The sequence below is a fragment of the Longispora urticae genome, assembly GCF_053902585.1.
Window position 1 is genome coordinate 163,841 of sequence record NZ_JAQZSH010000021.1, and the last position, 11,702, is coordinate 175,542.

Genomic DNA, 11,702 nt, shown 5'->3' on the forward strand with positions numbered 1-11,702 from the left:
GACGCCAGGGGCACCCGCCGCGCGCGGCCGGATTTCCGGAGCGCCCGGTCAGGCCTCGGCGCGGATGGCGTCCAGGGTCGTGTCCAGTTCATCCGGTTTGATCAGGACGTCGCGGGCCTTCGAGCCCTCCGAGGCGCCCACGATGCCGCGCTGCTCCATGAGGTCCATCAGCCGACCCGCCTTGGCGAACCCGACCCGCAGCTTGCGCTGGAGCATCGACGTCGAACCGAACTGGCTCGTCACCACCAGCTCGGCGGCCGAGATCAGCAGCTCCAGGTCGTCGCCGACGTCCTCCTCCGGCTTCTTCTTGGCGGCCGGGGCGGCGACGACCTCCTCGCGGTACTCCGGATCGCGCTGGTCCTTGCAGAACTTCACCACGGCCGCGATCTCGGCCTCGTCCACCCACGCGCCCTGCAACCGGATCGGCTTGCTCGCGCCCATGGGCATGAACAGCGCGTCACCGCGCCCGATCAGCTTCTCCGCGCCGGGCTGGTCGAGGATGACCCGCGAGTCCGCGAGGCTGGACGTCGCGAAGGCCAGCCGGGACGGCACGTTGGCCTTGATCAGGCCGGTGACGACGTCCACGGACGGCCGCTGGGTCGCGAGCACCAGGTGGATGCCGGCCGCCCGGGCGAGCTGGGTGATCCGGACGATCGCGTCCTCGACGTCCCGCGGCGCGACCATCATCAGGTCGGCGAGCTCGTCGACGATCACCAGCAGATACGGGTACGGGCGCATCACGCGCTCGCTGCCCGGCGGCGCCTTGATCTTCCCGTTGCGCACGTTGCGGTTGAAGTCGTCGATGTGCCGGACCCCGTTGGCGGCGAGGTCGTCGTAGCGCATGTCCATCTCGTTGACGACCCACTGCAGGGCGTCGGACGCCTTCTTCGGGTTCGTCACGATCGGCGTGACCAGGTGCGGGATGCCCTCGTAGTGGGTCAGCTCGACCCGCTTGGGGTCGATCAGGAGCAGCCGGACCTCGTCCGGGGTGGCCCGGGACAGGATCGACACCAGCAGCGTGTTGATGCAGCTCGACTTGCCCGCGCCGGTCGCGCCCGCGACGAGCAGGTGCGGCATCTTCGCCAGGTTCGCGACGACGAAGCCGCCCTCGATGTCCTTGCCCAGGGCCGCCACCATCGGGTGGTGGTCCGACGTCGCCGCCCGGGCCCGGAGCACGTCGCCCAGGGACACGTTCTCCCGGTCCAGGTTCGGGATCTCGATGCCGACCGCGCTCTTGCCCGGGATCGGGCTGATGATCCGCACGTCGGGACTCTTCACCGCGTACGCGATGTTGCGCGACAGCTGGGTGATCCGCTCGACCTTCACGCCCGGGCCGAGCTCGACCTCGTACCGGGTCACCGTCGGCCCCCGGGTGAACCCCGTGACCATCGCGTCCACGTTGAACTGGTCGAACACCCCGGTCAGCGAGGCGATCACGTCGTCGTTGACCTTGGAGCGGGTCTTGGCCGGCTCGCCCTTGCCCAGCAGGTCCGGCGGCGGCAGCTTGTAGTCGCCCTCGACGCCGGTCAGCGCCAACTGCTCGGCGCGGGTCGGCGGCGGGGTGTGCTCCGGGGCCTTGCGGGTCGACGGCACCCGGCGGGTCACCGGCTCGGGCTCCGGGACCTCCTCCGTCTCGTACTCCGACACGGGCTCCACCAGCGCGGCCTGCCGGCGGCGCGCGGGCCGGCGGCGGGTCGTCGGGGCCTCCTCGGCGTCCTCGGCGTCCTCGTCGAACGTCTCGACCGCCGGGGCCTGGCCCAGCGCGATGGCCCACAGCCGGGCGATCCGCTCCGGGATCCGGTTCAGCGGGGTGGCCGTGATGACCAGCAGCCCGAACAGCAGGAACAGCAGCAGCAGCGGGATCGCCACCCAGCCGGTGACCGCCGCCTCCAGGAGACCGCCGAAGCCCCGGCCGAGCATGCCGCCCGCGTACGCCTGCTTCGCCGTCGTCTCCGGCGAACCGATCACGTGCAGCAGGCCCGCGACGGAGGAGATCAGCGCGCCCCAGCCGACCAGGCCCCGCCCACGGTGCTCCGGGTCGGGCTCGTTGCGCATCACCCGGATCGCGCCCCAGGCCAGCAGGACGGGCAGGGCGGCCGACACGGCGCCCACGCACCAGCGCACGGTGTCCGACAGCCACTTGCCGAACGGGCCGGCGGCGTCGAACCACACCGCGACGGCCAGCACGAGGGCGAGACCCAGCAGGAGCAGGCCACCGCCGTCGCGACGGTGCTCGGGGTCGAGATCCTTGGCCGTCGCCGCCTTGCGGCCCAGCCCACGGGCCATCCAGCCCACCGCGTTCGCACCACCCATCCACGCGCTGCCCAGCGCCCGGCCGACCGGGGCCAGGGCGCTCGACTTCGCCGGGGCCGCCGCCTTGCGCGGGGCCGCCTTCGCGGCTGTCTTACGGGGTGTGGACGAGCGCCCGGTCGCAGCCCGCGTGGAGGACGTGCGGCCACCGCTCGGAGTTGCGCGACCAGCCATAGGTGACACGGTAACGGTAGATCATCAATGAGCCCCGCTTTTGTCCCCGGCCTTGGCGCTGTGTCTCCCACCATTCCCGACATTCAGGACCGTGCACCCCGTCAGGTCCCCGACACCGGCCGGCACCGCGACCCGCCCCACGGGCCACGCGGGACCCCCTGTGGACTCCGGAAACGTCGAGGCCCCGCGCACCGGGTGGGTGCGCGGGGCCTCGTGACGTTCGAGCCGGGGTCAGACCTCGACCACGGTCGGCACGATCATCGGGCGCCGACGGTACTTGTCGTTCACCCACCGCCCGACCGTCCGCCGCATGATCTGCTGCAGCTGGTGCGGGTCGCCGATCCCCTCGGCGGCGGCCCGGTCGAGCGCCTCCGTGATCAGCGGCAGCACCGGGTTGAACGCGGCCGGGTCGTCGGAGAAGCCCTTCGCCGAGACCATGGGGCCGCCGACGACCTTGCCGGTCACCGAGTCGACCACGACGGTGGCGGAGATGAAGCCGCCGTCGCCGAGCATCTTGCGCTCCGTGAGCAGGCTCTCGCCGACGTCGCCGATGGCCAGGCCGTCCACGTACACGTAGCGGGCCTTGACGTGGCCGACGATCTTCGCCCGGCCGTTGACCAGGTCGACGACGTCGCCGTCCTCGGCGAGCACGACCCGGTCGGCAGGGATGCCGCTGTCGATGGCGAGCCGGGCGTGGGCGCGCAGGTGCCGCCACTCGCCGTGCACCGGCATCATGTTGGTCGGCTTGACCGTGTTGAGCAGGTAGAGCAGCTCGCCGGCCGGGGCGTGCCCGGACACGTGCACCTTGGCGACGTCCTTGTGGACGACGATCGCGCCCGCCCGGGACAGCTGGTTGATCACCCGGAACACGGCGGTCTCGTTGCCCGGCACCAGCGAGGACGCCAGGACGACGGTGTCGCCGGGCTCCATCGTGACGTGCCGGTGGTCGCCGGTGGCCATCCGGCCGAGCGCGCTCATCGGCTCGCCCTGCGACCCGGTGGACATCAGCACGATCTGGTCGGGCCGCAGTTCCTTGATCTCGTCCATGGTGACGAGCAGGCCCTGGGGGATCTTGAGGAAGCCCAGGTCGCGCGCGATGCCCATGTTGCGGACCATGGAGCGGCCGATCAGGGCCACCTTCCGGCCGTGCGAGTGGGCGGAGTCGAGCACCTGCTGCACGCGGTGCACGTGCGAGGCGAACGACGCGACGATGATCCGGCCCTTGGCGTCCCGGAAGATGTTGTCCAGCACCGGGCCGATCTGCCGCTCGGGGGTGACGAAGCCCGGGACCTCCGCGTTGGTCGAGTCCGACAGCAGCAGGTCGATGCCCTCGGCACCGAGCCGGGCCATGCCGGCCAGGTCGGTGATCCGGCCGTCGAGCGGCAGCTGGTCCATCTTGAAGTCGCCGGTGTGCAGCACGACCCCGGCGTCCGTCTTGATCGCGACCGCGAGCGCGTCCGGGATCGAGTGGTTCACGGCGAAGAACTCGCACGTGAACGGACCGAGCCGCTCCTGGTCACCTTCCGTGACGGTCAGCGTGTACGGCGTGATCCGCCGTTCCGCGAGCTTCGCCTCGACCAGGGCCAGGGTGAACTTGGAACCGACCAGCGGGATGTCGTGCTTGTGGGCCAGCAGGTACGGCACGGCCCCGATGTGGTCCTCGTGACCGTGGGTGAGCACGATGGCCTGGATGTCGGCGAGCCGGTCGAGCAGCGTCGAGAAGTCCGGCAGGATCAGGTCCACGCCCGGCTGGTCGACGTCGGGGAACAGGACGCCGCAGTCGACGATGAGCAGTTTGCCGTCGAACTCGAAGACGGTCATGTTCCGCCCGATCGCGCCGAGCCCACCCAGCGGGGTGACCCGCAGCCCTCCCTTGGGGAGCGGGGGCGGCGGGCCCAGCTCCGCGTGCGCTTCGGTCACAGTTTCTCTCCTGATTCAGATGTCATAGGGCGAGGCCCGCTGCGGCGCAGTCCGCGCGCAGCGTGGCCAGCTCCTCCTTCGTGGCGTCGACGAGCGGGGAACGGACGGGGCCGCCGGGGAGGCCGAGCTCGTTCATGGCCGCCTTGACCAGGATGGTGCCCTGGGTACGGAAAATTCCGGTGTAGATCGGCAACAACTGCTGGTGCAGGCGGAGCGCCTCGGCGTGGTCGCCGCGCTCGAACGCCTCGATCATGCGCAGGGTCTCGGCCCCGCTGAGGTGGGTGGACGTGCCCACGACGCCCACGGCTCCGATCGCCAGGAACGGCAGGGTCAGCGCGTCCTCGCCGCAATAGTAGGCCAGGTCGGTGCGGCGCAGGACGTCGGAGGAGGCCATCAGGTCGCCCTTGGCGTCCTTGATCCCGACGATGCGCTCGTGCTCGGCCAGCCGGACGAGGGTCTCGGTCTGAATGGCCACGCCGGCCCGGTGCGGGATGTCGTAGAGCAGGACCGGCAGGCCGGTGGAGTCCGCGACGGCGGTGAAGTGCTTCAGCACGCCGGCCTGCGGGGGCTTGGAGTAGTACGGGGTGACGACGAGCAGGCCGTGCGCGCCGGCCTTCTCCGCCGACTGGGCCAGCTCGACGGTGTGCGCGGTGCTGAACGTGCCGACGCCGGCGATGATCCGGGCCCGGTCCCCGACGGCCTCGACCACGGCCTCGAGCAGGCGGGTCTTCTCCACGTCGGTGGTGGTGGGGCTCTCGCCGGTCGTCCCGCTGATCACCAGGGCGTCGTTGCGCTGCACGTCGACCAGGTGGCCAGCCAGCCGCTGGGCGCCGGCCAGGTCCAGGGAGCCGTCAGCCTGGAACGGCGTGACCATCGCCGTGATCAGGCGACCGAACGGATGGGTGGCTACCTTCGTCATTCCACAAACCTAGCTGATCGACCGGCGCCGTTAACCCTGAGCGCCGATCAAGCCGACCTGCGACACACCGGCGGCCTCCGCGGCGTCGCCCGGGAGGACCCGCCGGGCCGGCCGAACCGGGCCCGGCGCGGGACGCGGCCTCCGCCTGCGGGACCCGACCTCCGCCCTGCGGGACCCGGCCTCCGCCCGGGGGAGGACGGTGAGAGCCCCGTGCCGCGCCGGTCGGGGGTCCGGCACGCCACGGGGCTCCTCACCTCATCGCGGGGCGTGGTCGCCTCGTTACACGGCCTCGTGGGGGCTGAACGCGACCTCGGTGCCGTCCGGCAGCGCGGAGATCGTGAAGTCGGCGAACACGTTCGGCGCCCGCCCCTGGAGCTGGCGGAGCACCTCGACGGCCAGTTCGCGGATCTCGACGTCGGCGTGCTCGGTGGCCCGCATGGCGACGAAGTGCCGCCAGGCCCGGTAGTTGCCGGTGACGACGATCCGGGTCTCGGTGGCGTTGGGCAGCACCGCCCGGGCGGCCTGGCGGGCCTGCTTGCGGCGCAGGGTGGCGTTGCCGACGTCGGCGAGCTTGCGCTCCAGCCCGTCGAGCAGTTCGCGGTACTCGGCGACGCTCGCCTCGGCCGCCGCGACGAACCGGGCATGCAGTTCGGGGTCCTCGGCGATCACGGCCGGCTCGACCATGGCGGCGTCGCCCTCGGGCACGTACCGCTGGGAGAGCTGGCTGTAGGAGAAGTGCCGGTGCCGGATCAGCTCGTGGGTGCACGACCGGGACACGCCGCTGAAGTAGAAGGAGACGGTCCCGTGTTCCAGGACGGAGAGGTGGCCCACGTCGAGGATGTGGCTCAGGTACCCCTCGTTGGTGGCGGTCGCGGGGTTGGGTTTGGACCAGGACTGGTAGCAGGCCCGCCCGGCGAACTCGGCCAGCGCCTGGCCGCCCTCCGCGTCGGTCTCCCACGGCACGTCGGCCGGCGGTTCGAAGTGTGTCCACGCGATGAGCTGGACCTTCGGCGGGACGATCACGGGCATAGCGCGGGGCCTCCTGGGCGTCGACTCGCCGAGAACACTAGCCCGGGAGCCGCGCCCGGAGGCCGTGAGGCTGGCGTACCCTGCGAGGACGCAGAGGCGCGATGTCAGGCTGACATTGCACGACAGCACTTTTGATGTCATGATGACGTCATGGAACTGACCCCGTACCTGGACTCCCTTCGCCGCGATCTCGCCGCGGCCGCCGCCCCCGGTGGTCCGGAGATGACCCGGGCGGCCGAACTCCTGACCGGTTCGCTCGAGGCCTCCGCCCGGCTGGCCCTGCTCGAGGCCCTGTCGGACGCCGCCGCCGAGATCACCACCCGCCTCGCCGACACGAGCGTCGAGATCCGGCTGCGCGGCCGCGACGCCGACATCGTCGTGTCCGAGTCGATGCCGATGCCGCCGGTCCCGCCGCCCCCGCCGCCGCCGATGCCGCCGCTCCCCCCGGGCGAGCCCGACGGCGGGGACATCTCCCGGATCACCCTCCGGCTGCCCGAGCCGCTCAAGCAGGCCGTCGAGCGCGCCGCCCAGGCCGAGGGCATCTCGGTGAACTCCTGGCTCGTCCGCGCCATCGGCTCCGCCGTGCAGAACCCGGGCGAGCCGCCCTTCCCTTCCTCGCACGTCCGCTACGGCCGCCGGGTCACCGGCTTCGCCCAGGCCTAGACCACCCCCACGGAGGACTGACATGTACGAATTCGCCGCCCCCGGCCCCGTCAACGCCCACATCCGGGTCCACGCCGGCAGCCTGGTGGTGACCGCCGAGGCCCGCGACACCGTCGAGGTGGTCGTCGAGCCCGGTGACTCCAGCGACAGCTCCCGCGAGGCCGCCGCCAACACCCGGGTGGCCCTCGAGGGCGACGACCTCGTGGTCGAGGCGCCCGAGAACAAGGGCCTCAAGGGGCTGTGGAAGAGCGGCAAGCTGCGGGTGACCGTGCTGCTGCCCGAGCACAGCACCGTGGCCGTGAAGGTCGCCTCCGCCGACGCCCGGCTCAAGGGGCGGTACGCGGAGGCCCGGATCAGCTCCGCGTCCGGCGAGGTGCACCTCGACGAGGCGGCGGGCGACACCGTGCTCGACTCGGCCAGCGGCGCGCTGCGGGTCGGCCAGGTCGGCGGCTCCCTGAAGGCCAAGACCGCGTCGGGGGACCTGTTCATCGGGGACGTCGGGGGCAGCGCGGAGGCACGGTCGGCGTCCGGGGACATCCGGATCGGCGAGGTGCGCGGCGAGGCGTCCACGCACTCGGCCAGCGGCGACATCACCGTCGGCCCCGTCGGCGGGTCGGTGAAGGCGGACACCGCGTCGGGGGACATCCAGATCGCGTCCACCCGGTCCGGCACCGTCAAGGTGACCTCGGCCTCCGGGGACGTGCGGGTCGGGGTGCTCGCGGGGACCGCCGTCTGGCTGGACCTGTCCACCGCCAGCGGGCGGACGTCGAGCGACCTCAACATGGGCAGCGGCGCGGCGCCCACCGGTTCGCAGCTGACCCTCCAGGTCCGCACCGCGAGCGGGGACATAGAGGTGCACCGCGTGCTGAACCCCGCCTGATCGTTCAGCGTCACAAGAGCCGTTCGGACAGTCCTGTCGTCATCTAGGCGACAGGGCTGTCAGCGGTACAAGTGATGGGCTTACATTCTTTGCCATGTCGATGCCGCGTCGTGCCCTTTTCGCAGCTCTAGCTGTGGTGGGTTCGCTACTTACTGTGATCGGACTGCCGTTCGAGGCGGAACCCGGCCAGGCCGCCACATTGCCGACCGGTTTTCAGGAACAAGTGGTCCTCAGTGGACTGACAAAGCCCACCAACCTGGTGTTCTCCCCCGACGGCCGGATCTTCGTGGCGGAGAAGGGTGGCGCGATCAAGGTCTTCGACTCCCTCGCCGACACCACTCCCGACGTGTTCGCGGACCTGTCGACCAACGTCCAGGACTACACGGACCGTGGCCTTCTCGGCCTGGCACTGCCGCCGAACTTCCCAACCAACCCATATGTGTACGTTCTCTACTCGTTCGACGCCCCGATCGGCGGCACCGCCCCTACCTGGGGCGACGGCTGCGCCAACCCGCCCGGCACCAAGGACGGCTGCGTCATCAGCGGCCGGCTGTCCCGGCTCCAGGCCAGCGGCAACCACATGGTCGGCAACGAGCAGGTGCTGCTCAACGACTGGTGCCAGCAGTTCTTCACCCACTCGGTGGGCAGCGTCGAGTTCGGCCCGGACGGCGCGCTGTACGTCTCCGGCGGCGACGGCGCCAGCCCCACCTTCGCGGACTGGGGCCAGGCCGGCTACCCCGCGGTGAACCCGTGCGACGACGCCCCGGGCGGCGTGGGCGGCGCCATGACGGCCCCGACGGCGGAGGGCGGCGCGCTGCGCAGCCAGTCCGTGCGCGCGGTGGACCGGACGCACACCCCGCTGGGCGGCACCATCATCCGGATCGACCCGAACACGGCCGCTCCCCTCAACGACAACCCGTGGTTCGCCAACGGGCAGGACGCCAACACCAAGCGGGTCGTGGCGTACGGGCTGCGCAACCCGTACCGGCTGACGTTTAGGCCCGGTACCTCCGAGATCTGGGTCGGCGACGTGGGCTGGCGCAAGTGGGAGGAGATCAACCGGGTCGTCAACCCCAAGGCCGCCACCCCGCAGAACTTCGGCTGGCCCTGCTACGAGGGCGACAACGGCGGGCTCCAGAAGACCAGCGGCTACGGCAGCGCCGGGCTCAACCTGTGCACCTCGCTGTACAACACGCCGAACTCCACGACGAAGCCGTACTTCGCGTACAACCACGCGGACGCCGTGGTGCCCGGGGACAACTGCGCCATCGACGGCTCGTCCCCGACCGGGCTGGCCTTCTACCAGTCGAGCAAGGGCAACTACCCCGGCCGGTACAACGGGGCGCTGTTCTTCGCCGACTACGCCCGCAGCTGCATCTGGGCGATGATGCCGGGGGCCAACGGCCTGCCCGACCCGACGAAGGTCGAGCTGTTCGACGGCGGCGCGGCCACCCCCACCGACCTGTCGATCGGCCCCGGCGGCGACCTGTACTACGCCGACATGTCCGGCGGCACGATCCGCCGGGTCCGGTACTTCGCCGGCAACCAGCCGCCGACCGCCGTGGCCACCGCGAACCCGACCTCGGGCCCCGCCCCGCTGACCGTGCAGTTCAACGGGACCGGCTCGTCGGACCCCGACCCCGGCGACGCGCTGAGCTACGCCTGGGACTTCACCAACGACGGCACGGTCGACGCGACCACGCCGCAGCCCAGCTTCACCTACACCGGCACCGGCTCGTTCACGGCGAAACTGACCGTGACCGACCCCGGCGGGGCCAGCAGCAGCACGACCGTGCCCGTCGCCGTGGGCGTGGGCGCGCCGGTCCCCGTGATCGACACCCCGACGGACGGGCTGACCTGGAAGGTCGACGACCACATCACGTTCTCCGGGCACGCCACGAGCGCGCAGGACGGCGCCCTGCCGCCGAGCGCGCTGAAGTGGGAGCTGCGCCTGGAGCACTGCGTGGAGGACACCAGCTGCCACACCCACGTGCTGCAGAACTTCAACGGCGTGGCCTCCGGCGCGTTCGACGCCCCGGACCACGACTTCCCGTCGCACCTGGAGCTGGTGCTCACGGCCACGGACTCCGGCGGGCGGACCGCGACCACGTCCCGGCCGCTGCAGCCGAAGACCACGAAGCTGAACTTCGCGACCAACCCGCCCGGGCTGACCCTGTCCACGGCGTACGGCACGGAGCCCGCGCCCAGCGCCCAGGTCGTCATCTCCGGCTCGCACAACTCGATCAGCGCGCCGAGCCCGCAGACCCTCAACGGGGTGACCTACACGTTCACCGGCTGGTCGGACGGCGGGGCGCAGACCCACGTGGTCGACGCGCCGGCGGCGGAGACGACGTACACGGCGAACTTCACGGCCGGGGCCCCGCAGCAGCAGGGCCTGGCCGGGACGGTCACCATCAACGGCACGGCGCGCCCGCTGCCCGGGGCGACCGTGACGCTGAACCCGGGCGGGCAGACCACGACCACGTCGGCGACCGGCGGGTACTCCTTCGCAGGGGTCACCTCCGGCAACTACGGGGTCACGGTCACGCTGGGCCTGGGCCGGTGCGTCACCCCGCACACCGCGTCGGTGACCGTGGCCGGGCCGACCACGGCGAACGTGGCCGTGATCGCGCTGCACGACAACTCCGGGTACAGCTGCGTGGACTCCACGGCCGGGCCGTACGTGCCCGGGACGGCCGTCCAGCCGCTGACCGGGGACGACGCGGTGCAGCAGCTCAGTCTGCCGTTCGCGTTCCCGTTCTACGGCGGGAACTACTCCACCGCCTGGGTCGACACCAACGGCATGCTGTCGTTCACGTCGATGCCGTCCGCGGTGATCAACCGGGGGGCGATCCCGACGGCGTCGGCCCCGAACAACGCGGTCTACCCGTTCTGGGCGGACCTGAAGATGGACGCCAGCTCGCAGCTGCGCACCGCGACGGTCAACGGCGAGTTCGTCATCGACTGGAACAACGTGCACATCTACGGGTACAAGTCCTACCGGCTGAACTTCGAGGTGATCCTGTCGCCGAACGGGAACATCCGGTTCAACTACCAGTACCTGGACGCGCGGGCCAGCGAGCAGGGCGGCGCGTCGACCGTGGGGATCGAGAGCCCGGACGGGTCGACGGCCCTGCAGTACTCCTTCGCGGATCCGGTGCTCAGGGACACCCTGACGGTCCTGTTCCGACGGACGTGAGGTAACGGAAAAGCCCGGGCCGAGGCCCGGGCTTTTCCGTGTGAACAGGTCAAACGTAGAACATGGTGAACGGTGCCCACGGTAGGTTCCGCAGCACCGAGAACACGCCCCAGGCGACGAGGAAGACCGCGATCGTCTGGGGTGGCAACCGGAGCGCGGGGATCTTCGACGCCGCCATCCGGTTCCACGCCCACGAGACGAACGTGTAGACGAGGAACGGCAGCGCGAACAGCACCAGGATGTGGTGCCGGGCCGCCTCGGGCAGGTTGCCGTGCAGCACGTACCAGAACGCGCGGGTGCCGCCGCAGCCCGGGCAGTCGAACCCGGTCAGGAGCTTCATCGCGCAGGTCGGCACCGCGCCGGCCTGGGCCACCGTCGGGTCCATCAGCAGGGTGTACGCGACGGCGCCGCCGAAGCAGCCCACCGCCACGGCCGGGGCCAGCCACGCGGGCTTCTCCACGATCCGGGTCATGAACCGGGTGAACCTGCCCGGTTCGGGCAGCGGATAGGGATACGGGACGTGTCCGCCCACGGGCTCCGCCATGACACCAGCACCTCTTCATCTCGGTCGACATTCACACGGTACAACCTGCGTTCTTTTCGTGTCA

Annotated in this window: 8 protein-coding genes; 3 read left to right on the plus strand and 5 right to left on the minus strand. The window is 71.2% G+C overall.

Annotated features, from left to right (window positions below; all coding sequences use genetic code 11):
- Positions 1-48: 48 nt before the first annotated feature.
- The 4 genes from PT931_RS11950 to thyX form a co-directional block, all read right to left on the minus strand.
- Entirely contained in the window at positions 49-2,484 is a 2,436-nt protein-coding gene (locus PT931_RS11950) for a DNA translocase FtsK (protein WP_456245792.1), read from the minus strand.
- A gap of 231 nt (positions 2,485-2,715) precedes the next feature.
- Positions 2,716-4,404, minus strand: a complete 1,689-nt coding sequence (locus PT931_RS11955; RefSeq protein ID WP_456245793.1) for a ribonuclease J — start codon at positions 4,402-4,404, stop codon at positions 2,716-2,718.
- A 22-nt stretch (positions 4,405-4,426) separates the two neighbouring features.
- Positions 4,427-5,323 (minus strand): 4-hydroxy-tetrahydrodipicolinate synthase, encoded by an 897-nt coding sequence (dapA, locus tag PT931_RS11960; protein ID WP_456245794.1) that lies wholly within the window; start codon positions 5,321-5,323, stop codon positions 4,427-4,429.
- Between the two features lie 279 nt (positions 5,324-5,602).
- Positions 5,603-6,352, minus strand: a complete 750-nt coding sequence (gene thyX / locus PT931_RS11965) for an FAD-dependent thymidylate synthase (protein WP_456245795.1) — start codon at positions 6,350-6,352, stop codon at positions 5,603-5,605.
- Positions 6,353-6,502: 150 nt separating this feature from the next.
- On the opposite strand from thyX, the gene PT931_RS11970 reads away from it, so the two are divergent.
- The 3 genes from PT931_RS11970 (at position 6,503) to PT931_RS11980 (ending at position 11,094) form a co-directional block, all read left to right on the plus strand.
- A complete protein-coding gene (locus PT931_RS11970) occupies positions 6,503-7,015 on the plus strand; it encodes a toxin-antitoxin system HicB family antitoxin (RefSeq protein ID WP_456245796.1) in 513 nt (170 codons plus the stop codon).
- 22 nt (positions 7,016-7,037) lie between these two features.
- Positions 7,038-7,895: a DUF4097 family beta strand repeat-containing protein gene (locus PT931_RS11975; RefSeq protein ID WP_456245797.1), complete on the plus strand. Its 858-nt coding sequence runs from the start codon at positions 7,038-7,040 to the stop codon at positions 7,893-7,895.
- A 154-nt stretch (positions 7,896-8,049) separates the two neighbouring features.
- Positions 8,050-11,094, plus strand: a complete 3,045-nt coding sequence (locus tag PT931_RS11980) for a PQQ-dependent sugar dehydrogenase (protein ID WP_456245798.1) — start codon at positions 8,050-8,052, stop codon at positions 11,092-11,094.
- 49 nt (positions 11,095-11,143) lie between these two features.
- Here the strand turns inward: PT931_RS11980 and PT931_RS11985 are convergent, their stop codons facing one another.
- Positions 11,144-11,638: a DUF2752 domain-containing protein gene (locus tag PT931_RS11985; protein ID WP_456245799.1), complete on the minus strand. Its 495-nt coding sequence runs from the start codon at positions 11,636-11,638 to the stop codon at positions 11,144-11,146.
- Between the last annotated feature and the right edge of the window lie 64 nt (positions 11,639-11,702).

Excerpts from the sequence above, each read along its gene's own strand:
- PT931_RS11950 (WP_456245792.1), bottom strand. The coding sequence starts at position 2,484 with ATGGCTGGTCGCGCAACTCCGAGCGGTGGCCGCACGTCCTCCACGCGG.
- dapA (WP_456245794.1), bottom strand. The coding sequence starts at position 5,323 with ATGACGAAGGTAGCCACCCATCCGTTCGGTCGCCTGATCACGGCGATG.
- thyX (WP_456245795.1), bottom strand. The coding sequence starts at position 6,352 with ATGCCCGTGATCGTCCCGCCGAAGGTCCAGCTCATCGCGTGGACACAC.
- PT931_RS11970 (WP_456245796.1), top strand. The coding sequence starts at position 6,503 with ATGGAACTGACCCCGTACCTGGACTCCCTTCGCCGCGATCTCGCCGCG.
- PT931_RS11975 (WP_456245797.1), top strand. The coding sequence starts at position 7,038 with ATGTACGAATTCGCCGCCCCCGGCCCCGTCAACGCCCACATCCGGGTC.
- PT931_RS11985 (WP_456245799.1), bottom strand. The coding sequence starts at position 11,638 with ATGGCGGAGCCCGTGGGCGGACACGTCCCGTATCCCTATCCGCTGCCC.